Below are 23,579 nucleotides of genomic sequence, written 5' to 3' on the forward strand. Positions count from 1 at the left end.
CGCGCCACCTCGTACTCGTCCTTGTAGGCCATGACGTGCGCGAGCCCACGAGCCACAGCACAGGAGTACGCCGTGGCCTCCCCCAGCACCCGCTCCGCCTGCCACGCGGCGACGACGTCGTCGAGGTAGCGGCGGGCCACCCGTCGGCCCTGCCACGCGAGCAGCAGCTCGACGCGGACCAGCGCGACCCGCCGGGTCTCCCCGGCCAGCGGCGTGGCGTCGACGAGCGCGGCTGCCCGCTCAGAAGCGCGGACTGCCCGCGACGACGGCGCCACAGCGGCCGGCGAGACCGCGGCCGCGAAGGCGGCCGGGTCCGCGACCAGGACGCGGCCCCAGCGGAAGGCCGCGACGTTGGTGACGACCGCGACGCCGTTGACCTCGAGCGCCGCCTCGATCGCCGACGACGACACCGGCAGCGCGCCGGACTGGTAGGCCGCACCGACGAGCAGCATGTTTGCGCAGGCGGTCGAGCCGAAGAGCGCCTCGGCCGCGGCCAGCGCGTCGAGCTGCACGAGCGAGCGCGATGCCTGGGTCAGCGCCTCGAGCAGCCGAGGCTGCGACGGGTGCTCGGCGTTGGGGTCGAAGACCTCGTCGCCGGTCGGGGTCACCGACGTCGAGGCGATCGACACCGTCCGCGCCGGCGAGCAGTAGGCGAGCTGTCGGGCGTCGGTCGCGACGAGCAGGTCGAAGGCCAGCACGCACGAGGCCGACCCCGGCGAGAGCCGGTTGACCGCGCCGGAGCCGAGCCGCAGATGCGACGTCACCGGACCGGCCTTCTGCGACAGCCCCGTCTGGTCGAGCCCCGACGCGTCGAGGCCGTCCATCAGCGCCGCGGTCGCGAGCACCTGGTTGACCGTGACGATGCCGGTCCCGCCGATCCCGGCGAGCAGCAGGTCGAAGGTCCCCTCGAACACCGGCAGCGCCGGCTCGTCGACGACAGGGGGAGCCCCGGCGGCACGGCGCACCGGACGCCGGGCAGCCGCGACCTCGACCGTCAGGAACGACGGGCAGTCGCCGTCGAGGCAGGAGTAGTCGGTGTTGCACGAGGTCTGGTCGATGCGCGTCTTGCGACCGAGCTCGGTCTCGACCGGCTGCACGGACAGGCAGTTCGACTTCTGACCGCAGTCACCGCAGCCCTCGCAGACCGCCTCGTCGATGACGACCCGTTGGGTGCGCACCGGCAGCGACCCGCGCTTGCGCAGTCGCCGCGCCTCGGCGGCGCACTGCTGGTCGTAGACGATGACCGTCACGCCGGCGATCTCGCGCAGCTCCCGCTGGACCGCGTCCATGTCGTCGCGGTGCCGCACCTCGACCCCCGGCGCGAAGGACGTGCGGCGGCCGTACTTGCCAGGGTCGTCGGCGACGACGACGGTCTTCACGACCTGCTCGGCGTGCAGCTTCCACGTCAGCTGCGGCACGGTCAGCGCGCCCTGCGCGTCCTGCGCACCGGTCATCGCGACGGCCGCGTTGTAGAGGATCTTGTAGGTCATCGTCATGCCCGCGGCGATGCACGCCTGCAGCGCGAGCTGGCCGGAGTGGAAGAACGTCCCGTCGCCGACGTTCTGGAAGAGGTGGTCCGCCACGGCGAAGGGCGCCTGGCCGATCCACTGCACGCCCTCGCCTCCCATGTGGGTGAGCCCGGTGACCTGCGCGGACTCGCGGCCAGCCATCGTCACCAGCGCGTGACAGCCGATGCCACCTGAGGAGATCGAGCCCTCCGGCACCGGCGTCGAGCGGTTGTGCGGGCAGCCGCTGCAGAAATACGGCGTACGACGGACCGGCGTCAGCGACAGCATCGTGCGCGGCCGCGCCGGCGCCTCGGGCAGGACGAGCTCCTGGCCGAGGACCTTGCGCAGCGCGGGCAGCAGCCGGTCCGCGGTGAGCTGGCCGTCGGCGGGCACGAGCACCAGTCCGTGCTCGTCGCGCTTGCCGAAGACCCGCGGCGCCCCGACGGAGTAGAGGGCCGTGCGGACCTGGTCCTCGACGAAGGCGACCTTCTCCTCGACGACGAGCACGTCGCGGACCCCGCGGGCGGCCTTGCGCACGATCGGGCCCGAGAGCGGGAACGGCATGCCGATGCGCAGCAGCCGGACCCCGGCCCGGGCCAGGGCGGCGTCGTCGAACCCGAGCTCCAGCAGGGCCTGGCGGGTCGCGTCGTACGCCGTGCCCGTGGCCACGACGACCAGCCACGCGTCAGGGGTATCGACCTCGACAGCGTCGAGGGCGTTGGCGTCGCGGTAGGCCTCGACGGCCGCCCAGCGCGGCCCGAAGAGGTCCTGCTCGGCGTAGAGCGAGTCGGGCGGCGAGGCGAAGATCCGCTGCTGGTAGGTCCAGGGCCGGCCCTCCCACTCGAGCTCGGGGACGACGATCGACAGGTCGCTGAAGTCGCGTTCGACGGTGAACAGCCCGTCGGCGACGTCGGCGAGGACCTTCACGCCGGTCCAGCAGCCGGACAGCCGCGACAGCGCGACGCCGTGCATCCCGAACTCCACGAGCTCCGACGGGTTGCGCGGGGTGACGACCGGCAGCTGCAGGGAGGCGAGGGTGCGCTCGGAGACACACGGCAGCGACGACGACTTCGCGCCGGGGTCGTCACCGGCGAGGACGAGCACGCCGCCCTCGGGGTTGGCGCCGTAGGCGTTGCCGTGCCGGATCGCGTCACAGGCGCGGTCGACGCCGGGGCCCTTGCCGTACCAGACGCCGACGACCCCGTCGACGGTCCGGCCACCGGGCAGGTCGAGCTGGGAGCCCCAGACCGCGGTCGCGCCGAGCTCCTCGTTGAGGCCCGGGACGACGTGGACGTCGTGGTCGGTGCGCAGGTGCGGCATCCCGAGCAGCAGCTTGTCGAGCCCGCCCAGCGGCGAGCCGGGGTAGCCGGAGACGAGGTGGGCGACGCGGCGGCCGGCACGCGCGTCGCGCTGCTGCTGCTCGACGAGCAAGCGAGCCACCGACTGCACGCCGGTCATGAGGACGCGCCCGCCGGTGGGGCGGTAGCGGTCGGCGAGGTCGTAGGCAGGGCGGGCGCCGGCGGCCGGTGCAGTCGTCATGAGGTCTCCGTCCACGAGGAGCAGCAAGTGTCGCCTGACCTGCCCTTCACGCCCAGCCGCTCAGCGGCGACTTGTCATCCTGCTAGGTTCACGAGGCCATCGACCCCCGGAGCCTCCCGCCGTGAGCAGCACCCTCGACCGCCTCGACGCCGAGCTCCTCGCGCTGTTGGAGGACGACCCGCGCACCGGCGTCGTCGAGCTGGCCGAGCGGCTCGGCACCAGCCGCGCCACCGTGCAGGCCCGGATGACCCGGCTGCGCGACTCCGGTGTGCTGCGCGGCTTCCGGGTCGCCCTCGACCCGGAGCTGCTCGGCGTCCCGGTCACCGCCCTGGTCAGCATCGACCTGTCGCAGGGGTCCCTCGCCGACGCCCTCGTCGCGCTCACCGACCTCCCCCACGTGCTCGAGGTCCTGACCTGCACCGGCGACGCCGACCTCGTCGTGCGCGTGGCCGCGGAGTCCAACTCGCAGCTGCAGGACCTCATCCAGGAGGTGCTGCTCATCCCGGGAGTCGTGCGGACCACCACGCAGATCGTCCTGACGACCCCGGTGCCCTACCGGGTGCAGCCGCTGCTGCACCACCTCACCCGCTCGTCGGGACGGGGTCGCGCCAGGGCGTGACGGCGTGGGAGCATCCGCGGGTGCACGCCGACCTGACCCTGGGAGCCCAGCCCCTGTCGGTCGCCTCGCCGTGGCTCGAGAGCCAGCTCGCGACCTGGGGGCTGCGCCCCGGCCTCGCCCGCCTGTGGCTGACCTCCGCCGAGGGCCGCATCCCGCTCGAGGAGTCCACCGCGATCCACCTGGAGTACGACGAGGACCTCGGCCTCGTCACCTGCGAGGTGTGGGCGGCAGGGCGCCGGCTGTTCGGCATCGACGACCTGGCCTGACCCGCGGCCTACGCTCGCGGACGTGTCGGCCTGCTGCGCACCTGGTCGCCCGCCGGAGGAGACCGGTGCGGCAGCGGCTCCCGTCGTACCCGCCGGTGATCCTGGGCCCCTGCTCGCGATCCCTGCCGCCACCTTCTCGATGGGCGAGGACGGGCCGCTGGCCGAGCCCTACGACGGGGAGGGCCCGGTCCGCGACGTCGAGGTGGCGGCCTTCGAGATCGCGGCGTGGACCGTCACCGTCGAGCGCTTCGCCGGCTTCGTCGCGGCGACCGGTCACGTCACCGACGCCGAGCGCTTCGGCTGGTCCTACGTCGTCGCGCACCAGGTCGCCGGCGAGGTCCGCGGCACCGTCGCGGGGGCGCCCTGGTGGTGCGGGGTCGACGGCGCCGACTGGCGGCACCCCGGCGGCCCGCGGTCCGACGCGCTGCCCGACCACCCGGTCGTGCACGTGTCGTGGGACGACGCCGTCGCCTACTGCGGCTGGGCCGGGGTGCGACTCCCCACGGAGACCGAGTGGGAGCGCGCGGCGCGTGGCGGTCTGCACCGCACGACCTACCCGTGGGGCGACGAGCTGCGCCCGGATGGCCCGTGGTTGCTCAACATCTGGCAGGGCGACTTCCCGTCGCACGACACCGGCGAGGACGGCTTCAGCGGCACCGCGCCGGTCGATGCCTTCCCGCCCAACGGTCTCGGGCTGTACCAGGTCGTGGGCAACGTGTGGGAGTGGACAGCCTCGCCCTGGGGCGACCAGCGCGTCCGGCGCGGTGGCTCCTACCTGTGCCACGCGTCCTACTGCCACCGCTACCGCGTGTCCGCGCGCGACCGATCGATGCCGTCCGACACCACCTGCCACACGGGCTTCCGGGTCGCCCGCTAGAGCGGAGCGGGCAGCTCCGGGCCATCGGTGACGTGCAGGACGACGGTCTGGCAGGGAGAGACGGTGACCGACACGGTGCCGTCCTCCGCGCGCTGAAGCGGTGCCCGCTCCCACTGCAGCGTGCCGTCGGGCTGCAGGGTCGCGCCGTTGATCGTCGTCGTGCGGCCACTGCAACCGGCGAGGTCGTTGATGCGGCTGGCGGTCACCTCGCCCGGGGGGAGGGTCACGGCGACCTGGCCCGAGTGGGCCGAGGTGGTGCCCTTGTTGACGAGGTAGACGACGTGCGAGGTCTCGGTCAGACCGGTCGCCGCCCAGGCCTTGACGAGGTCGCCGGCCAGGCCCGCGGAGAGGTCGCTGGTCGTCGTACCGCAGAAGCGCTTGCCGGCGATCTCCTTGACCAGCGCCAGGGCGTAGACGCCCGGTGCGGGGAGGGTCTTGCCGTCGCGCACGAAGAACGGCGTGTAGCGGGCCTTGAGCGGGTGCGAGCGGTAGTAGTGGTTGTCCCAGGAGTGGAGGTGGTAGCCCGCGAGGCCCGCCTGCGCCCCGCTGAGGATCGTGTCGATCGTCCAGGCTGACGAGCCCGTCACGTCGCTGACCCGGCCGAGGCCGCCGCGACCCACGCTGTTGCCCTCGCTCATCCGCTGCGGCACCAGGGCCGCCGCGTCCTCGGCGAGCCCGACCCTGCTGAGGAAGCGCTGCTGCACCTCCGGCGAGAGCAGGGTCGCGAGCGACGGACGGTTGCCGTAGTCGTGCCAGCCGAGGTAGCCGATCCGGCTGCTGTGCGCGCGCCGGAGCGCCTCGATCCAGCTCAGGTCCACGCCGTTGCTGACGTCGGGGCCGGTCAGGGGCACCGTGCGCGCCAGCGGGTCGGCGTCGAGTGCGTCGACGTAGCGGCCGTAGCGCTCGAGGTAGCTCGTCACGTCTGGCATGTAGGCGTCGGGCTCGTTGCCGGGCGCGACGGCGAGCAGCCGGCGGTCGATGTCCTGCAAGACGGCGTAGCGGACGAGGGCGGCCGCCTTCTCGGGCTGGTCGACCTTGAGGTTGAGGCCCAGCACGAGGTGCCACCCGCTCCGCCGCGCGACCTCGAGCAGCGCGTCGACCATCCCCGTGGTGACGACGCCCGAGAAGAGCTGGTTGGTGGCGGGGTCACCGTCGGGTGTCCAGTGGTAGTCGTCCTGGCTGTTGCCGCCGATGCGCAGGACCCCGTCGTCGCCCAGCTCCTGCAGCAGCCTGACGGTCGCGGCCACCGCGGTGTCCGCGCTGGTGCCGAACCAGTGCTGGACCATGCTCCACTCGATCGACAGCCCGAGGTAGTCAGCCGGCACGACGGGGGCGTTGACCGCGCAGCCGCCGACCGTCACCGTCGTCGTGGGGGCGGGGGTCGCGTCCGCGGCGCGGGCGTCCGGGCCCAGCCCGCCCACCCCCGCGACGAGCCCGGCCACCAGCAGCGGCAGCAGCGCGCGCCTCACTCCGTCGTACCCCCCCTTGCGCATGCTGGGTGCGTCCCAGGTCCTGCCGTTGATGTTCGTCGTCGTCGGTCGTACTCCTGCTCTCGGCACGGAGGACGCTCGCCTGCAGCCCGCCTCCCCGGCTCGCGGCGATCTTCACCTCTCGACAGGTGCGGGGAGCGCGTGCCGGCGCCTACCCGCTACGCCAAGGCGGGCAGGACCGTGCCGCGGACCTCGCCGAGGGGGAGGCCGGCGGCGGTCGCGCGGATGACGACCTCGTCGCCGTCGTCGAGCCAGCTCGTCGAGCGCCCCGGCAACGGGTCGCGCCCGTCCCAGGTCAGCTCCAGCAGGCAGCCGCGCTCGTCGGCGCCCGGGCCGCTGACGGTGCCGCTCGCGTAGAGGTCACCGGTACGCAGGGACGCGCCGCCCGAGGTCAGGTGCGCGAGCTGCTGCGGCGCGGTCCAGTAGGTGCCGGCGAAGGGCGGGCGCGACACGACCTGCCCCCCGATCTCCAGCTCCAGCGCGATGTCGAGGCCCCAGTCCTCGTCGCAGCGCAGGTGCGGCGCCGGCACCGGGTCCTGCACCGGCGGTGCGACCCGAGCAGAGCCGAGCGCCTCGAGTGGCACGACCCAGCCGCTGATCGAGGTCGCGAAGCTCTTGCCGAGGAAGGGCCCGAGCGGGCGGTACTCGTAGGACTGCACGTCGCGGGCGCTCCAGTCGTTGAGCAGCACGACGCCGAAGACGTGGTCACGGAACTGCCCCGTCGACACGGTGGTGCCGAGCGGCGTGCCGACACCGACGACGAAGCCGACCTCGACCTCGACGTCGAGCTTGCGGGTCGGGCCGTAGCCCGGCCCGGGGAGCGCCAGCCCCTGGGGACGCCTGATCGGCGTACCGCTGACCACGACCGTGCCGGCGCGCCCGTGGTAGCCGACCGGGAGCTGCGTCCAGTGCGGCAGCAGCGGCGGGTCGTCGGGCCGGAAGATCTGGCTGACCGTGCTGGCGTGGACAGCGCTCGAGTAGAAGTCGACGTAGTCAGCGACCTCGAAGGGCATGAGCACCTGGACGTCGCGGAAGAGCGGCCGGTCCAGCATCGTGCGGACGACGGAGCGCCAGTAGGTCCAGGCGTCGCGACCGAGCGCCAGGAAGGCGTTGAGCGACGGCTGTGCGAAGACCGGGTCGAGCTCTGAGAGGTCGAGCACCCCGTCGTCGACCGCTACGCCGACGCGCGGCGGGCCGCCCTCGGGGGAGAAGACGCCGTAGGGCAGGACCTCCCGACCCCAGTCGGTCACCCGCGCGCCCAGGTCCACGGGTAGTCGGCGTCCTCGACGTCGTAGGCCGCGGGCGCGAGGTCGAGCGGCGCGAAGGTGTCGACCATGACGGCGAGCTCGTCGGTCGACGCGCGACCCAGGGCCTTCTCGACCGACCCGGGCTGCGGGCCGTGCACGAACCCGCCCGGGTGCAGCGAGATCGAGCCCTGTCCGATGCCGCTGCCGGCGCGGCTCGTGAAGTCGCCGCCGACGTAGAACAGCACCTCGTCGCTGTCGACGTTGGCGTGGTTGTAGGGCACCGGCACCGCGTCGGGGTGGTAGTCGAGCAGCCGCGGCACGAACGAGCAGACCACGAAGCCGGGGCCGCTGAAGGTCTGGTGCACCGGCGGCGGCTGGTGCAGCCGACCGGTCACCGGCTCGAAGTCGTGGATCGACAGGGCGTAGGGGTAGAGGCAGCCGTCCCAGCCCACGACGTCGAAGGGGTGGCTCGGGTAGGTGTAGCGAGTGAGGCGACCACGACGGCGTACGACGATGTCGGTCTCGCCGGCGTCCACCAGCAGCGGGGCATCCGGTGCGCGGAAGTCCCGCTCGCAGTAGGGCGACTGCTCGAGGACCTGACCGTGCTTGCCGAGGTACTGCGAGGGGATCGTCACGTGGCCGCGGGCCTCGACGACCAGTGCCCGCAGCGGGCCGTCGGTGACGACCCAGCGGTGGGTGGTGCCGGTGGGGACGACGACGTAGTCGCCCGGGCCGATGTCGAGCGCACCGAAGACCGACTCGAGGCGTCCGGTCCCGGCCTCGACGTAGACGAGCAGGTCGCCGTCGGCGTCTCGGTAGAGCGGTGAGTCCGCCACCGCTGCGGCGTAGGAGATGCGCACGGTGGCGTTGCCCATGAGGACCGAGCGGCCGGTGACGAGGTCCGTGTCCCCTGGGCCGGACGGCAGGTCATGGGTCCGCAGGTGGCGGGGGAGCAGCACGTCGGGTGGCTGCAGCTCGGCGTCGCTGCTGACGACCGGTTCGGCCTTGACGATCCGGGTCGGCAGCTCGCGGTGGTAGAGCAGGGCGCTGTCGCTGGAGAAGCCCTCCTCGCCCATGAGCTCCTCGGCGTAGAGCCGTCCGTCGGGCTGGCGGAACTGCACGTGCCGCTTGCGCGGGACCTCGCCGACCGACCGGTAGTGCGGCACTAGAGGTTGCCCCTTCGCTCCTGCTCCCGCTCGATCGCCTCGAACAGCGCCTTGAAGTTGCCCTTGCCGAAGCCGAGCGAGCCGTGCCGCTCGATGAGCTCGAAGAACACCGTCGGGCGGTCCTGGACCGGCTTGGTGAAGATCTGCAGGAGGTAGCCGTCCTCGTCGCGGTCGGCGAGGATCTTCAGCTCGCGCAGCTCGTCGATCGGGACGCGGGTGTCGCCGACCCAGGTGCCGAGCTCGTCGTAGTAGCTGTCGGGGGTCTCGAGGAACTCGATGCCACGGGCGCGCATCTCGCGGACCGCGCGCACGATGTCGCTGGTGGCCAGCGCGATGTGCTGGACACCGGGGCCGCCGTAGAACTCGAGGTACTCGTCGATCTGCGACTTGCGCTTGCCGACGGCGGGCTCGTTGAGGGGGAACTTCACCTTGTGGCCGCTGTCGGAGACGACCTTGCTCATCAGGGCGGAGTACTCCGTGGCGATGTCGTCGCCGACGAACTCCTTCATGTTCACGAAGCCCATGACCGTGTTGTAGAAGCCGACCCAGGTGTCCATCTGGCCGAGCTCGACGTTGCCGACGACGTGGTCGATCGCCTGGAAGAAGCGCTTCTCCGGCGCCGCGACGAGCGGCGCCTTCGCGACGAAGCCCGGCAGGAAGGGCCCGCTGTAGTCCTGCCGCTGCACCAGGGTGTGGCGTGTCTCGCCGTAGGTCTGGATCGCGGCGGTGACGACCTTGCCGTGCTCGTCCTCGCTGACGGTCGGCTCCTGCAGGCCGGTGGCGCCGCGCTCGATCGCGAGGGCGTAGGCGCGCTCGACGTCGGAGACCCGCAGCGCGACGTCGACGACGCCGTCGCCGTGCCGCGCGTGGTGCTCCCCGTCGGCGGTGCCGGCGACGACCGGAGCCGTGATGAGGAAGCGGGCGCCGCCCGACTCCAGGAGGTACTCCGCGTGGGTGCGGTGACCGGTCTCCGGGCCGCGGTAGGCGGTCAGCGTCATGCCGAAGGCGCTGGCGTAGAAGTGCGCCGCCTGGCGGGCGTTGCCGACCACGAAGCGGACGTGGTCCCAACCCTCGAGGGGGAAGTCGTCGTCGTGGCTCATGCGACCAGCCTTCCCGTTCGAGGTGGCGCTGCGCAAGCCGGGGATCTCAGACCGGTCACGTTGCACAGGTCGTCCAGTCCCATCGTGCTTACGCTGTGCACCATGCCCACTGTGGATGCCCTCGACCGGTCACTGCTGCGGTTGCTGCTCACCGAGCCGCGACTGGGGGTGCTGGAGACCTCGCGCCGGCTCGGGATCGCCCGCGGCACCGCCCAGGCCCGGATCGCCCGGCTCGAGCGCGACCGGGTCCTGCGTGACTGGGCCCCGACCGTCGACGTGCGCGGGCTGGGCTTCGCGGTGGCCGCCTTCGCGACGCTCGAGGTCCAGCAGGGCGGTGGTCACCGGGCGGTCGCCGACCACCTGCGCTCGATCCCCGAGGTGCTCGAGGCCCACACGACCACCGGCCAGGGCGACCTGCTGTGCCGCATCGTCGCCCGCGACCACGCCGACCTCCAGCGCGTCCTCGACGCCCTGACCGCCTCGCCGCTGATCAGCCGTACCGCGACCGTCATCAGCCTGACCGACGAGATCCCCTACCGCGTCTTGCAGCTGCTCGACGAGACGATCACCAAGGAAGGCTCGGGCTCAGGGGGTCGTCGCAACAGCCTCAGGTGACGGTGGCTCGCGCCGCGGGGTGACGCAGGTGCGAGCCGGTGACGAGGGCGTCGCGCAGCTCGGCCATCGCGTCGTGCACGTCGACGAAGCGGGTGTAGAGCGGCGCCGGCCCGAGCCGGATCCGGTCCGGCTCGCGGAAGTCCGGCAGCACCTTGCGGGCGCGCAGCTCCTGCGCGAGCTGCCACGCCTCGGGGTGCTCGAGCACGACGTGCCCGCCGCGCCGGGCCGGGTCGCGGGGCGACGCGACGCGCACACCGTGGTCGGCGAGCCACGCGTCGGCGAGCTCGACGAGGTACGACGTGAGCGCGACCGACTTGGCCCGCAGCCGTGACAGGCCGGCGTCCGCGAGCAACCGCACCCCCTCCTCGACCGCGACGAGGCCGGAGACCGGCGGCGTCCCGGTGAGGAAGCGGCGGACGCCGGGAGCGGGCTGGTAGGCCGCGTCCATCGCGAACTGCGACGCCGAGCCGAACCAGCCCGGCACCGGGTTGCGGAGCTCCTCGGCGAGCCCGGGCCGGACCCAGAGGAAGGCCGGCGCGCCCGGCCCGCCGTTGACGTACTTGTAGGTGCACCCCACCGCGAGGTCGGCGGTCGAGAGGTCGACCGGCACCGAGCCGGCGGTGTGGGAGAGGTCCCACAGCGTGAGGGCGCCGGCCTCGTGGGCCAGCCGGTCGATCTCGGCCACCGGCGCGAGGGCGCCGGAGCGGTAGGCGGTGTGCGACAGCGACACCAGGGCGACGTCGGGCCCGAGGGCCGCGCACACCGCGTCGACGGACACGCCCTCGTCGATGTCGGTGTGCACCACGCGCACCTCCGACCCCGCGAGGCGGGCGACCTCCTCGAGCACGAAGCGGTCGGTCGGGAAGTTGTCGTCGTCCGTGACGACGACGGTGCGCGCCGGGTCCCGGCGTACTCCTGCGAGCGCGAGCTTGTGCAGGTTGACCGTGACGCTGTCGCAGACGACCGTCTCGCCGGGGCCGACACCGAGCAGTGCCGCACCGAGGGCGTCGCCGACCGCGACCGGCAGGTCGACCCAGCGCGACCAGCCCTCGACGAGGTCGCCGCCCCACTCCTCGTCGACGAAGGAGCGCAGCCGGTCGCGGGTCGCGACGGGCAGCCGGCCGAGGGAGTTGCCGTCGAGGTAGCGCACGTCGGGGTCGGTGATCACGACGCGGTCGCGGAAGGTCGCCAGCTCGTCGTCGGCGTCGAGGTCGAGGGCGCGCTGCCGCAGGTCAGTCACCCGGTCGAGAGTAGGCGGGGACGAACCGGCAGGAATGGGCGAGTGTCGGCGAGGTCACAGCCATGAGCCCTTCCTGGCACGCCCTGGCAGCGCTGCTGCTGCTCCCGGCCCTGGCCTTCCCGGCCAGCACCGCGCAGGCCACCCCCGCCCCGCAGGCGGCCCCGGGCGAGTCGCCCTCCGCCAAGGGCAACGCCGCCTGCCGCGCCGTCGACTTCATCCAGTACTCGGCGGCATCCGGCTGCGGGCTGCGGACACGTGGAGGCCGGGTGCGGGCGAGCGCGCGGCGGGACGAGCTGGGGAGCGGGCCGAGGGGGCTCGCTAGCCGACGTACTCCCAGTGCCACGGCTCGGGCTTGCTGCCGCCCTGGCGGGCCCACGACGGGTGGATCCAGCCGAAGCGGCCGGCGTTGGCGCGCATCCACTCGTGAGCCTCGGAGCCGAAGCGCTCGACGCCGCCGCAGAAGTCGACCGCGACGCCCCAGCCGTGGTTGGAGGTGCCGGGGGTGGCCGCGAGGCCGGGCTTCTCGCGGTAGACCGCGACCTGGTCGGAGTAGGAGCGGTAGGAGTCGCTCACGCACAGCGGGGTGCCGCGGGAGGCCTTGGACGCCTCGGTCATCGCGTTGAAAGCCTTGGCGGCGTCGGAGCGCAGCGACTCACCGGGCGCGTACTTCAGCGGGCACAGCGCCTCGGGCGGGATGTTGCCGTTGCTGTAGCCACCGATCGGCTTGCCGGAGCAGCTCGCGATGATGCCGCCGCGGCTGCGCGACGCGCGCCGGGCCGCGGCCGCCTTGCGGGCGTCGACCAGGCGGGTGAGCTTGGCGTTGGCGGCCTGCAGCTCCTGGTCGGTCTTCACCGCGAGGTCGCGCAGGGCATCGAGCTGGGCCTTGAGGATCTGCTCGCGCTTGGCGGCGTCGGCCTCCAGACCAGCGGCGGCTTGCACGGAGGTCTGCGCGCGGATCTGGTCGCCGAGCAGCCCGGCGAGGACGTCCTCCTGGCTGCCGCGGACCTGCTCGAGGTCGGCGGCAGCGAGCACGGAGTCGCGGAAGCCGTCCTGGCCCGAGGCGCCGAGGGTCTGCAGCAGTGTGCTCGGGACGGGGTTGCGGTAGGCGGCGGCGGCGAACTCGCGCAGCCGGGTGCGGCTCGCACCGGCGACCTGCTCGGCAGCGGCCGCGCTGCGGCGGGCGGCGGCGGCCTTGCGGCGTACGGCGGTGAGCTCCCTGCTGCCCTTCGCGTAGCGCTCCTCGCCGGCGACGAGCTGCGCGGTGACGCGCTCGACCTTGGCGTTCATCGCGCGCACGATCGACTGCGCCTCGGCGACCGGGTCGGCGGCCTGCGCGGGCTGGGCCGGCAGCGTCGTCGCGAGGGAGGCGAGCGCTAGACCGAGGGCGGCGACGTGGAGACCACGGCGGGCCCGGCGGACACGGCTGTGCAGCAGCAAGGCAGGAGCTCCTGGGAGGGAACGGGGGGAGGGCAGCCAGGATAACGGACACGGCCACCCATCTCGACTACATCGGCGGGTCGGCGAGCACCCTGTAGCGCCCCAGCACGCGCCCGTCACCGCCGTCGAGAAGGTGCACGGCGGCGAGCCGGACCGGCTCGTCGAGCCCACCCACGAGCCGCGGGGCGTCGCCGACGAGCAACGGCTCGCTGGTGAGGCACAGCTCGTCGACGGCCCCCAGTCGCAGCAGATCGGTGAGCAGCGCGGGCCCGCCCTCGCAGAGCAGGTGGCGCAGGCCGCGGGCCCGCAGTGCGGCGATGCCGGCGAGCAGGTCGACGGACTCCTGCCCGGCGACGACGAGGTCCGCGACGTCGGCCAGGCCGGCGGGGACGGTCGCGGCGGCGCAGGTGAGCACGAGCGGCCGGGTGTCCCCGGTGAAGAGGCGGGCGTCGGGGTCGAGGTCCAGAGAGCGCGAGACGATCACCAAGGGGGGTCGTGGCAGTCCCCTTGCCGCCCGCCAGGCGGTCCCGCTCGGCGACAGCAGCACCGTGCCGTAGTCCTCCGCGCGGACCGTGCCGGCGCCGACGAGCACCCCGTCGCAGACCGCCCGCAGCGCCCGGAACACCTGCTTGTCCGCGGCCGACGACAGCCCTTCGCTCGAGCCGTCGACCGCGATCGCACCGTCGACGGTGTGCACGAAACCGGCGCGCAGCACAGCGCCGTCGACCGCATAGAGGTCCTCGAGGGAGGCGACCGGGTCGCCGGGCTGCAGCAGGCGCACGACCCGAGCGTCTCAGACGCCTACGGTGACGGCGTGGCCAGCCTGGTGGAGACCGCAGAGCTCGTACGCCGAGGCGGTGCCTCGCCGCTCGAGCTGGTGACCGCGGCGGTGCGCCGGTGCTCCGCGGACGACCTCGGCGCGGTGGTGCACGTCGCCGCGGAGCGGGCGCTCGCCGAGGCCACCGGGTCGCTGCCGGACGGGCCGCTGCGCGGCGTGCCCGTGCTCGTCAAGGACATCGTCGACGTGACCGGCGAGGTGACCCGCTGCGGCTCGCTCACGACCACGTCCGACGCCCCCGCCCGGGCCGACGCCGCCGTCGTCCGGGCGCTGCGGGCAGCCGGTGCCGTCGTCGTCGGCCGGACCCGCACCCACGAGCACGCCTGGGGGCTGACGACCCAGCACGAGGTCCTCGGCGGTACGGCGAACCCCGTGGACCCGGCGCGGGTGCCGGGCGGGTCGAGTGGCGGGTCGGCGGTCGCCGTCGCGACCGGTCTCGTGCCGCTCGCGCTCGGCACCGACACGGCCTGCTCGCTGCGGCTGCCCGCGGCCTGGTGCGGCGTCGTCGGCCACAAGCCGACGCACGGCCTCGTCGACGCGACTGGGGTGTCGGAGCTGGCCGCCTCGCTCGACCACGTCGGGGCGCTGACCGCCGACGTCGCGGACGCCCGGCTCGCCCTGTCGGTGCTCGCGGGCCTCACCCTGCCGGTCACCCGCCGCGACCTGCGCGGCCTGCGGGTCGGCCTGCCCACTGGGCCGGACCTGCCGCTGTCCGCGGACGTCGCGGCGGTGCTCGCGGCGCTCGTCGACCGGGTCACCGACGCGGGCGCGGAGGTCGTCGAGGTGACCGCCCCGCCGGCCGCGCAGCAGTGGGACTGCTTCGTCGCGGTGCAGGCGGTGGAGGCGCTCGCCCACCACCGCGCGCGCGGCTGGTGGCCGGACCGCGCCTCGGCGTACGGCTCCGACGTCCGTGGCCGGCTGGAGCGCGCGGTCGGCGTGACGGCCGACCAGGCCGCGCAGGCCCGTCAGGCCCGGGAGGCGATCCGGGCGCAGGTCGACGCGGTCTTCGACGACATCGACGTGCTGCTCTCGCCAGTGGCCGGCAGCGGTCCGTCGCTGCGCGCCGACCCCGACCACGTGCTGCTCGACGGGGCGCGCGTGGAGCTGCGGTCGGTGGTCCTGCCGCACACGGTGCTGGCCGACCTGTGCGGCCTTCCGGCCTGCGCGGTCCCGGCGGGAGTCGACCGCGACGGGCTGCCGGTGGGCGTGCAGGTCACCGGGCCGCGCGGTGCCGACGCCGTCGTCCTCGACGTGGCCGCCCTGCTCTGACCTGGGACCCGGGCGAACAGTGCGGCCGGCGGTCGGGCAGGCTTGTCGTCGTACACCCCTGACTGAGGAAGAGGCTCCCCTTGAGCGAGATCAGCTTCGACGGCCGTGTGGCCGTCGTGACCGGTGCCGGTGGCGGCCTGGGCCGCACCTACGCGCTCGACCTGGCGTCGCGCGGCGCGAAGGTCGTCGTCAACGACCTCGGCGGCAGCGTCGACGGGAAGGGTGGCGACGACGCCGCGGCCCAGAAGGTCGTCGACGAGATCACCGCGGCCGGCGGCGAGGCCGTCCCCAACTACGACTCCGTCTCCACGCCCGAGGGCGGCAAGGCGATCGTCCAGACCGCGGTCGACGCGTTCGGCAAGGTCGACATCGTCATCAACAACGCGGGCATCCTGCGCGACAAGAGCTTCCTGAAGATGGAGTGGTCCGACCTCGACGCGGTCCTCGACGTCCACCTGCGCGGGGCCTTCTACGTCTCGCAGCCGGCCTTCGCCGTCATGAAGGAGAACGGCTACGGCCGCTTCGTCTTCACCGCCTCCAACGCGACCTTCGGCAACTTCGGCCAGAGCAACTACGCCGCCGCCAAGATGGCGCTGGTCGGCCTGTCCAACACCCTCGCGGTGGAGGGCGCCCGCGCGGGCATCCTCTCCAACGTGATCATGCCGGTCGCGAAGACCCGCATGACCGAGGAGCTGCTCGGCGACTTCGCGCAGTACCTCGCGCCGGAGCTCGTCACCCCGATGGTCACCTACCTGTCGTCGGAGGCCTGCACCGCGACGCACGGCGCCTTCTCCGCCGCCGGTGGCCGCTACGCCCGCGTCTTCTGGGGCCTCGGCCAGGGCTGGTTCGCCGGCCAGGGCGCGTCCCCGTCGGCTGAGGACATCAGCGACAACTTCGCGAAGATCGACGGCACCGACGGCTTCATCGTCCCCGGCTCGACCGGCGACGAGATCATGGCGCTGGCCGGCATCTTCCAGGGCGACCAGTCCGGCGCGGTCCCCTTCCAGTAGGCACTTACCGCAGACACCGGGCCCGGGTGGAGCAGCGACCGCTGCGCCGCCCGGGCCCTGTCGTGTCCGGGGGAAGATCACCCGGATGGCGGTCGTGACGAAACGTCACGACTGTCACTGTCGGTGACGTCGCCGGCAGGACGCGGGCGGACCGAGCCGGCGGACCCGGTGATGGACGCGACGATCCGAGCCGGCCCCACCGACGCACCCAGCGCACGGAGACAGCCGGTCGCCTAGCGGGCTCGGGGAGCGAGTGGCGAGACCGACCCCTGTCCCCTCGTCAGGTCGCAGATGGTCGCTCTCCTCCTCCGGACGCTGCTCGTCGGAGCTTTCTCCCTCACCGCCGTCGCGGGCACGGCCGTCGAGCTGTGGGCCCCGGTCCCGCTCGCCGTCGCCGACCCGCTCGACGTCGCCACCCCCACCGGCGGCCCGGTCCTGGTCGTGCCGCCAGCGCCCCGACCGCCGGCGGTCACGCGGACGCTCCCGCGCACGGAGCCTGTCCGTCGTACTCCCGTGGCTCGTCCTGTCCAGCGCGAGTCGCGACAGGCCTACGCCGACCGTCGTGGGCGGGCAGCCCTTGCCGCGCTGGGCTACCCGACCGAGCGGCTCGGCTACGCGATCGTCTTCCGGCCCTACGTCGGACGCGAGCTCGGCCGGGCCGACGGCCGGACCCGGACGATCACGCTCTACGTCAAGCCCGGCCAGTCCGAACGGGTCCTCCGGGTGACCCTCGCCCACGAGATCGGTCACGTCGTCGACTACCTGACCTCGACCGATGAGAGCCGGGCCGCCTACCTGCGAGCCCGCGGTATCGCGCCACAGCGGTGGTTCCCCTGCTCTGGATGCTCGGACTACGCCTCGCCCGCCGGCGACTTCGCCGAGGTCTTCGCGCTGTGGCTCGCGGGCCCCGGCGACTTCCGCAGCCGGATGGCGCCCGCCCCGGGTCGCGCGCAGCTGGCCCAGCTCGGGGCCCGCTTCTTCCAGCCCCCTGCCTGAACGGCGTACGCCGAGGGCGCGTCAGTCAGCGGGCCAGCAGCGCGGCGAGCCCCATAGCGGAGAGCTGCCCGCGCAGTACGGCCTCGTCGACGCCGACGGCGCTGTGGGGGGTGGAGTTGAGCAGCCCGAAGCAGGCATGGGCCCGCGACCGGGCGACCGCCTCCGTGAGGTCGGGCCGCACTTCGCGCAGGGCGGTGGTCCACAGCTCGACGTAGGCCCGCTGCAGCCGGCGCACTTTGCGGCGTGGCTCGTCGCCGAGGTTGTCGAGGTCGCGGTCGTGGACCCGGACGATGTCGGGGTCGCCGATCGAGAAGTCGAGGTGGAAGGCGACCAGTCGCACGAGCAGCCCGTCGGGGCCCCGCGCGACCTCGGCGCGCCCGCCGGCGAGCAGGTGCTCGCTGATGCCGACGAGCAGGTCGGCGAGCAGTGCGTCCTTGTTGGCGAAGTGGCGGTAGACGGCAGGGCCGCTGATGCCGCACGCTCCGCCGATGTCCTCGATGGTGACGCCGTGAAAGCCTGCGGTCGCGAACAGCCGAGCGGCGACGTCGCGGATCTGGGCGCGGCGGGAGGCGGTCGGCATCCGAGATGTCGTCATCGCCCTCCCTCTCTGGACAGTCATGTTAGCAAGTCCTAACATGATGTTAGGCACTCCTAACAAGAGGACGAACCTGTGACCGCACGACCCCCCGTGCTCGCCAGCCGGCACGACCCCGGCAGCGACGCCGCGCAGGCCAACCGCGCCGCCCTGACCGCGGTCGTCGACGAGCTGCAGGCCAAGCTCGCGAGCGCCGCCCGCGGCGGCTCCGACAGCGCGCGGGAGAAGCACGTCGCCCGCGGCAAGCTGCTCCCGCGCGAGCGGGTCGATGCGCTGCTCGACCGCGGCAGCGCCTTCCTCGAGCTGAGCCCGCTGGCCGCCGACGGGATGTACGACGGAGACGCCCCGGGCGCGAGCCTCATCACCGGCGTGGGCCGGGTCGCCGGGCGAGAGTGCGTCGTCGTCGCCAACGACGCGACCGTCAAAGGCGGCACCTACTACCCGATGACGGTGAAGAAGCACCTGCGCGCGCAGGAGGTGGCGCTGCAGAACTCCCTGCCCTGCGTCTACCTCGTCGACTCCGGCGGCGCCTTCCTCCCGCGGCAGGACGAGGTCTTCCCCGACCGCGACCACTTCGGCCGGATCTTCTACAACCAGGCGCAGCTCTCCAGTCGCGGCATCGCCCAGATCGCGGCCGTCCTCGGCTCCTGCACCGCCGGCGGCGCCTACGTCCCCGCGATGGCCGACGAGGCCGTCATCGTCCGCGACCAGGGCACCATCTTCCTCGGCGGCCCGCCGCTGGTGAAGGCCGCGACCGGCGAGGTCGTCACGGCCGAGGACCTCGGTGGCGGCCTGCTCCACAGCAAGACCTCCGGCGTCACCGACCACCTCGCCGACGACGACGTCCACGCGCTGTCGATCGTCCGCAGCATCGTCAGCACCCTCGGGCCGCGCGCCGCCGAGCCGTGGGACCGGCTGCCGACCGAGGCGCCCGCCTTCGACGAGCAGGAGCTGCTGTCGGTCGTCCCCGCCGACGCCCGCACCCCCTACGACGTCCGCGAGGTCATCGCCCGCCTCGTCGACGGCAGCCGGTTCCTCGAGTTCAAGAAGGAGTACGGCGCGACGCTCGTGTGCGGCACCGCCCACATCCACGGCCACCCGGTCGGCATCGTCGCCAACAACGGTGTGCTGTTCGGCGAGTCGGCGCTGAAGGGCGCGCACTTCATCGAGCTGTGCGACCAGCGCTCGATCCCCCTGCTGTTCCTGCAGAACATCACCGGCTTCATGGTCGGCCGGGAGTACGAAGCGGGCGGCATCGCCAAGCACGGCGCGAAGATGGTGACCGCTGTCGCGACCGCCCGCGTCCCCAAGCTCACCGTCGTCATCGGCGGGTCTTTCGGTGCCGGCAACTACTCGATGTGCGGGCGGGCCTACTCCCCGCGGTTCCTCTGGATGTGGCCCAACGCGCGCATCTCGGTGATGGGTGGCGAGCAGGCCGCGTCGGTGCTGTCCACCATCCGGCGTGACCAGCTCGGTGACTCCTGGAGCGCCGAGGACGAGGAGGCCTTCAAGGCCCCGATCCGCCAGCAGTACGAGGACCAGGGCAACCCCTACTACTCGACCGCGCGGCTCTGGGACGACGGCGTCATCGACCCCCGCGACACCCGGCTGCTCGTCGGCCTCGCCCTGTCCGTCGCGGCCAACGCGCCGCTCGAGCCCGTGCGCTACGGCGTCTTCAGGATGTGAGCGAGATGTTCGAGACAGTCCTGGTCGCCAACCGCGGTGAGATCGCCTGCCGCGTCATCAAGACCCTGCGCGCCATGGGGATCCGCTCGGTCGCTGTCTACAGCGACGCCGACGCCGAGGCCCGCCACGTGCGCGAGGCCGACGTCGCAGTCCGCCTCGGTCCGGCCGCAGCCCGCGAGTCCTACCTGTCCATCGAGAAGGTCGTGCAGGCCTGCCTCGACACCGGCGCGCAGGCGGTCCACCCCGGCTACGGCTTCCTCGCCGAGAACGCCGACTTCGCCCGGGCCCTGGAGGCCGCGGGGATCGTCTTCATCGGCCCGCCGGTCCACGCCGTCGAGGTGATGGGCGACAAGATCTCCGCCAAGCAGACGGTCTCCGCGGCGGGGGTTCCCGTCGTACCCGGCCGGTCGGTGCCCGGGATGACCGACGACGACCTCTACGCCGCGGCGCTCGAGGTCGGCTTCCCCGTGCTGCTCAAGCCGAGCGCCGGTGGCGGCGGCAAGGGCATGCACCTCGTCGAGGCCGAGCCGGAGCTGCGGGCCGCGATCGAGCGGGCCCGGCGCGAGGCCGCGTCGTCCTTCGGCGACGACACGCTCTTCCTCGAGCGCTTCGTCGACACCCCGCGCCACATCGAGGTGCAGGTCCTCGCCGACGGTCACGGCAACGTCGTGCACCTCGGCGAGCGCGAGTGCTCGCTGCAGCGCCGCCACCAGAAGGTCGTCGAGGAGGCGCCGTCGGCGCTGCTCGACGCGGCCACCCGCGCGCGCATCGGGGCCTCTGCGGTCGAGACCGCGCGGTCCGTCGGCTACACCGGCGCCGGCACCGTGGAGTTCATCGTCCCGGCCGCGAGCCCCGACGAGTTCTTCTTCATGGAGATGAACACCCGGCTGCAGGTCGAGCACCCGGTCACCGAGCTCGTCACCGGCATCGACCTCGTCGAGCAGCAGGTGCGGGTCGCGGCCGGCGAGCCGCTGCCCTTCACCCAGGACGACATCACCCTGACCGGCCACGCGGTCGAGGTCAGGGTCTACGCCGAGGACCCCGCTCGCGGCTTCCTGCCCACCGGCGGCCGGGCGCTGCTCGTGCGCGAGCCCGGCGACGTGCGGGTCGACTCGAGCCTCGTCGAGGGCGGCGTCGTCGGCACCACCTACGACCCGATGCTGTCGAAGGTCATCGCCTACGGCCGCGACCGCGCCGAGGCGCTGGCCCGGCTGGACGGCGCGCTGTCGCGGACCGCCGTCCTCGGTGTCGGCACCAACACCGCCTTCCTGCGCGCGCTGCTCGCCCACCCCGACGTCGTCGCGGGCCGGCTCGACACCGGGCTCATCGACCGCGAGGTCGCGGGTCTCGTGGACGTGCCCGTCCCGGCGGAGGCGCTCGCGGCCTTCGCGATGGACCGGCTCGCGCGGCTCACCCCGACGGGCGCGCTCGTCGACCCGTGGGACCTGCCGACCTCGTGGCGACCGAGCGGTCCCGCGGAGATGGCCTGGGACCTCGTCGTCGCGGGCGCCCGCCACACTGTCGCGGTGCGCGGCTCGGCTCGCGCCGCCGCGGTCCGCGTCGACGGCGGCGAGCCCGTCGCGGTCCGCGCGGCCGTGCGGGGTCGCGAGCTCGCGCTCACCGTCGATGGCGTGACGACGACCTTCCTCGTCGCGCACGAGGGCGACGTCGTCCACCTCGGACGAGGCGGTGCGGCCTGGGCGCTGTCCGAGGCGCAGCGGGTCGGCAAGGCCGGTGCGTCGGCGAGCCACAGCGGCGACGTGCTGTCGCCCATGCCCGGCTCCGTGGTGGCGGTCCACGTCACCGAGGGGGAGGCTGTCACCGCAGGGCAGTCGCTGCTCGTGGTGGAGGCGATGAAGATGGAGCACACCCTCACCGCTCCCTTCGACGGGACGGTCACCGAGCTGCGCGCGCGCACCGGCGACCAGGTCAAGGTCGACCAGCTGCTGGCGATCGTCGAGCCGGTGACCCCGTGACGTCCTACGGCACGACACCGCTGCCGGGCCTGCCCGACCGCGTCACGATCTACGAGGTCGGTGCCCGCGACGGCCTGCAGAACGAGAAGGCGCTCGTCCCCGTCGAGGTCAAGGCAGAGCTCGTACGCCGGCTCGTCGCCGCCGGCCACACCGCGGTCGAGCTGACGTCGTTCGTCCACCCGAAGTGGGTGCCCCAGCTCGCCGACGCCGCCGAGCTGCTCGACCTGCTCGGGGACGTCGGGGTCCGCGCCCCGGTCCTCGTGCCCAACGAGAAGGGCCTGGAGCGGGCGCTCGCCGCAGGTGTCCGCGAGGTCGCCGTCTTCGGGTCGGCGACGGAGTCCTTCGCGCAGCGCAACCTCAACCGGTCGGTCGCCGAGTCCCTTGAGATGTTCGCGCCGGTCGTGAAGACCGCCCGCGACGAGGGGCTCGCGGTCCGCGGCTACCTCTCGATGTGCTTCGGCGACCCGTGGGAGGGCGAGGTCGTGCCGGCGCAGGTCGTCGGGCCCGCCCTGGCGCTGTTCGAGCAGGGCATCGGTGAGCTGTCCCTCGGCGACACCATCGGCGTCGCCACCCCCGGCCAGGTCGTCGCGCTGCTCGACGCGTTGGAGGCCGCCGGCATCGCGCGGTCCTCGCTCGCGGTGCACTTCCACGACACCTACGGCCAGGCACTGGCCAACACGATCGTCGCGCTGCAGCACGGTGTCACCACCGTCGACGCGAGCGCAGGCGGCCTCGGCGGCTGCCCCTACGCGAAGTCGGCTACCGGCAACCTCGCCACCGAGGACCTGCTCTGGCAGCTCGAGGGCCTCGGCGTCTCGACCGGCGTCGACCTCACCGCCATGGTCGAGACCTCGGTCTGGATGGCCGCGCAGCTCGGCCGCCCCTCCCCGTCCCGCACCGTCACCGCTCTCGCACCGAATCTCCTGGAGTCCTGATGTCCCTCGACACCCGCCTCACCGACGACCAGCTGCAGCTCAAGAAGGTCGTCCAGGAGTTCGCCAACGAGGTCGTCGCGCCGGTGTCCTACCACCACGACAAGACCAAGACCTTCCCCTACGACGTGGTGCGGCAGATGGGGGAGATGGGGCTGTTCGGCCTGCCGTTCCCCGAGGAGTTCGGCGGGATGGGCGGCGACTACTTCACGCTGTGCATCGCCCTCGAGGAGCTCGGCAAGGTCGACCAGTCGGTCGCCATGACGCTCGAGGCCGGCTGCTCGCTCGGCGCGATGCCGGTCTACCGCTTCGGCACCGACGCGCAGAAGGCCGAGTGGCTGCCGCGGCTGGTCAGCGGCGAGGCGCTCGGTGCCTTCGGGCTCACCGAGGCCGGCGGCGGCAGCGACGCCGGCGCGACCCGCACGACCGCTCGCCTCGAGGACGGGCAGTGGCTGATCAACGGCACCAAGGCCTTCATCACCAACAGCGGCACCGACATCACGCAGCTCGTGACGGTCACGGCCGTGACCGGCGAGAAGGCCGACGGGCGCAAGGAGATCTCCGCGATCCTCGTGCCCGTGCCGACGCCTGGCTTCACGGCGGAGCCGGCGTACGACAAGGTGGGCTGGAACGCCAGTGACACCCACCCGCTGACCTTCGACGACGTGCGGGTGCCGGAGGAGAACCTCCTCGGCGAGCGCGGCCGCGGCTACGCCAACTTCCTGTCGATCCTCGACGAGGGTCGCATCGCGATCGCCGCCGTGTCGGTCGGTGCGGCGCAGGGCTGCGTCGACGCGTCGGTGAAGTACGCCAAGGAGCGCGAGGCCTTCGGCAAGCCGATCGGCCACTACCAGGGCATCGCGTTCAAGATCGCCCGCATGGAGGCGCGCGCCCACGCGGCCCGCACCGCCTACTACGACGCGGCGGCGAAGATGCTGGCCGGGCTGCCGTTCAAGAAGGAGGCCTCGATCGCCAAGCTCGTCGCCGGCGAGGCCGCGATGGACAACGCCCGCGACGCGACGCAGGTCCACGGCGGCTACGGCTTCATGAACGAGTACGTCGTGTCCCGCCACTACCGCGACTCGAAGATCCTCGAGATCGGTGAGGGCACCACCGAGGTGCAGCTCATGCTCATCGCCCGCGACCTCGGCCTCTAGTCCACACGACCAGGAG

Annotated in this window: 20 protein-coding genes; 11 read left to right on the forward strand and 9 right to left on the reverse strand. The window is 73.1% G+C overall.

The genetic code is table 11. The annotated features are described in order from the left end of the window. A partial coding sequence (locus Q8R60_00695; protein ID MDP3710984.1) for an indolepyruvate ferredoxin oxidoreductase family protein occupies positions 1-3,047 on the reverse strand: 3,047 nt, incomplete at its 3' end. A 121-nt stretch (positions 3,048-3,168) separates the two neighbouring features. Here Q8R60_00695 and Q8R60_00700 point away from each other — a divergent pair. The 3 genes from Q8R60_00700 to Q8R60_00710 are packed head-to-tail and all read left to right on the forward strand — an operon-like array spanning position 3,169 to position 4,809. Then, positions 3,169-3,666 carry an Lrp/AsnC family transcriptional regulator gene (locus Q8R60_00700; protein ID MDP3710985.1) on the forward strand — a complete coding sequence of 166 codons (498 nt, stop codon included), beginning with the start codon at positions 3,169-3,171 and terminating at the stop codon, positions 3,664-3,666. Positions 3,667-3,686: 20 nt separating this feature from the next. After that, positions 3,687-3,932, forward strand: coding sequence for a hypothetical protein (locus Q8R60_00705; GenBank protein ID MDP3710986.1), 246 nt, complete (start codon positions 3,687-3,689; stop codon positions 3,930-3,932). A 22-nt stretch (positions 3,933-3,954) separates the two neighbouring features. Beyond that, positions 3,955-4,809: a formylglycine-generating enzyme family protein gene (locus tag Q8R60_00710; protein MDP3710987.1), complete on the forward strand. Its 855-nt coding sequence runs from the start codon at positions 3,955-3,957 to the stop codon at positions 4,807-4,809. Here the strand turns inward: Q8R60_00710 and Q8R60_00715 are convergent. From Q8R60_00715 to hppD, 4 genes are all read right to left on the reverse strand, one after another. Beyond that, entirely contained in the window at positions 4,806-6,302 is a 1,497-nt protein-coding gene (locus Q8R60_00715) for a hypothetical protein (GenBank protein MDP3710988.1), read from the reverse strand. The genes Q8R60_00710 and Q8R60_00715 overlap by 4 nt on opposite strands. A gap of 155 nt (positions 6,303-6,457) precedes the next feature. After that, positions 6,458-7,567 (reverse strand): fumarylacetoacetate hydrolase family protein, encoded by a 1,110-nt coding sequence (locus Q8R60_00720; GenBank protein ID MDP3710989.1) that lies wholly within the window; start codon positions 7,565-7,567, stop codon positions 6,458-6,460. Next, entirely contained in the window at positions 7,546-8,712 is a 1,167-nt protein-coding gene (locus Q8R60_00725) for a homogentisate 1,2-dioxygenase (protein ID MDP3710990.1), read from the reverse strand. Before Q8R60_00725 ends, Q8R60_00720 begins: the two co-directional genes overlap by 22 nt. Next, positions 8,712-9,812 carry a 4-hydroxyphenylpyruvate dioxygenase gene (hppD, locus tag Q8R60_00730; protein MDP3710991.1) on the reverse strand — a complete coding sequence of 367 codons (1,101 nt, stop codon included), beginning with the start codon at positions 9,810-9,812 and terminating at the stop codon, positions 8,712-8,714. Before hppD ends, Q8R60_00725 begins: the two co-directional genes overlap by 1 nt. Positions 9,813-9,914: 102 nt before the next feature. Between hppD and Q8R60_00735 the strand changes: the two genes are divergently transcribed. Next, positions 9,915-10,427, forward strand: a complete 513-nt coding sequence (locus Q8R60_00735; GenBank protein MDP3710992.1) for an Lrp/AsnC ligand binding domain-containing protein — start codon at positions 9,915-9,917, stop codon at positions 10,425-10,427. Here Q8R60_00735 and kynU read toward each other — a convergent pair. From kynU to Q8R60_00750, 3 genes are all read right to left on the reverse strand, one after another. Next, positions 10,420-11,667: a kynureninase gene (kynU, locus tag Q8R60_00740; GenBank protein MDP3710993.1), complete on the reverse strand. Its 1,248-nt coding sequence runs from the start codon at positions 11,665-11,667 to the stop codon at positions 10,420-10,422. The genes Q8R60_00735 and kynU overlap by 8 nt on opposite strands. 318 nt (positions 11,668-11,985) lie before the next feature. Continuing rightward, complete coding sequence (locus Q8R60_00745; protein ID MDP3710994.1) at positions 11,986-13,104, reverse strand: M15 family metallopeptidase; 1,119 nt, start codon at positions 13,102-13,104, stop codon at positions 11,986-11,988. 67 nt (positions 13,105-13,171) lie between these two features. Continuing rightward, positions 13,172-13,885 (reverse strand): dihydrofolate reductase family protein, encoded by a 714-nt coding sequence (locus Q8R60_00750; GenBank protein MDP3710995.1) that lies wholly within the window; start codon positions 13,883-13,885, stop codon positions 13,172-13,174. 33 nt (positions 13,886-13,918) lie between these two features. Between Q8R60_00750 and Q8R60_00755 the strand changes: the two genes are divergently transcribed. The 3 genes from Q8R60_00755 to Q8R60_00765 all read left to right on the forward strand — a co-directional run bounded on the left by Q8R60_00755 (position 13,919) and on the right by Q8R60_00765 (position 17,217). Continuing rightward, positions 13,919-15,211: an amidase gene (locus tag Q8R60_00755; GenBank protein ID MDP3710996.1), complete on the forward strand. Its 1,293-nt coding sequence runs from the start codon at positions 13,919-13,921 to the stop codon at positions 15,209-15,211. An 80-nt stretch (positions 15,212-15,291) separates the two neighbouring features. Continuing rightward, entirely contained in the window at positions 15,292-16,221 is a 930-nt protein-coding gene (locus Q8R60_00760; GenBank protein MDP3710997.1) for an SDR family NAD(P)-dependent oxidoreductase, read from the forward strand. Between the two features lie 291 nt (positions 16,222-16,512). Continuing rightward, the gene (locus tag Q8R60_00765; protein ID MDP3710998.1) at positions 16,513-17,217 is read left to right on the forward strand and encodes a hypothetical protein; all 705 of its coding nucleotides are present in this window, start codon (positions 16,513-16,515) and stop codon (positions 17,215-17,217) included. Between the two features lie 25 nt (positions 17,218-17,242). Here Q8R60_00765 and Q8R60_00770 read toward each other — a convergent pair whose 3' ends face one another. After that, positions 17,243-17,797 (reverse strand): TetR/AcrR family transcriptional regulator, encoded by a 555-nt coding sequence (locus Q8R60_00770; protein ID MDP3710999.1) that lies wholly within the window; start codon positions 17,795-17,797, stop codon positions 17,243-17,245. A 165-nt stretch (positions 17,798-17,962) separates the two neighbouring features. Here Q8R60_00770 and Q8R60_00775 point away from each other — a divergent pair, with 165 nt between their 5' ends. Genes Q8R60_00775 through Q8R60_00790 form a run of 4 tightly spaced genes read left to right on the forward strand, consistent with a single transcriptional unit; the run spans position 17,963 to position 23,563 of the window. Further along, positions 17,963-19,498 carry a carboxyl transferase domain-containing protein gene (locus tag Q8R60_00775; GenBank protein MDP3711000.1) on the forward strand — a complete coding sequence of 512 codons (1,536 nt, stop codon included), beginning with the start codon at positions 17,963-17,965 and terminating at the stop codon, positions 19,496-19,498. A 5-nt stretch (positions 19,499-19,503) separates the two neighbouring features. After that, entirely contained in the window at positions 19,504-21,474 is a 1,971-nt protein-coding gene (locus Q8R60_00780) for an acetyl/propionyl/methylcrotonyl-CoA carboxylase subunit alpha (protein MDP3711001.1), read from the forward strand. After that, positions 21,471-22,409 carry a hydroxymethylglutaryl-CoA lyase gene (locus Q8R60_00785; GenBank protein ID MDP3711002.1) on the forward strand — a complete coding sequence of 313 codons (939 nt, stop codon included), beginning with the start codon at positions 21,471-21,473 and terminating at the stop codon, positions 22,407-22,409. The genes Q8R60_00780 and Q8R60_00785 overlap by 4 nt, the downstream gene beginning before the upstream one ends. After that, positions 22,409-23,563, forward strand: a complete 1,155-nt coding sequence (locus tag Q8R60_00790) for an acyl-CoA dehydrogenase family protein (GenBank protein ID MDP3711003.1) — start codon at positions 22,409-22,411, stop codon at positions 23,561-23,563. The genes Q8R60_00785 and Q8R60_00790 overlap by 1 nt, the downstream gene beginning before the upstream one ends. Positions 23,564-23,579 lie beyond the last annotated feature (16 nt).

Source organism: Mycobacteriales bacterium (assembly GCA_030697205.1).
GTDB lineage: Bacteria > Actinomycetota > Actinomycetes > Mycobacteriales > SCTD01 > JAUYQP01.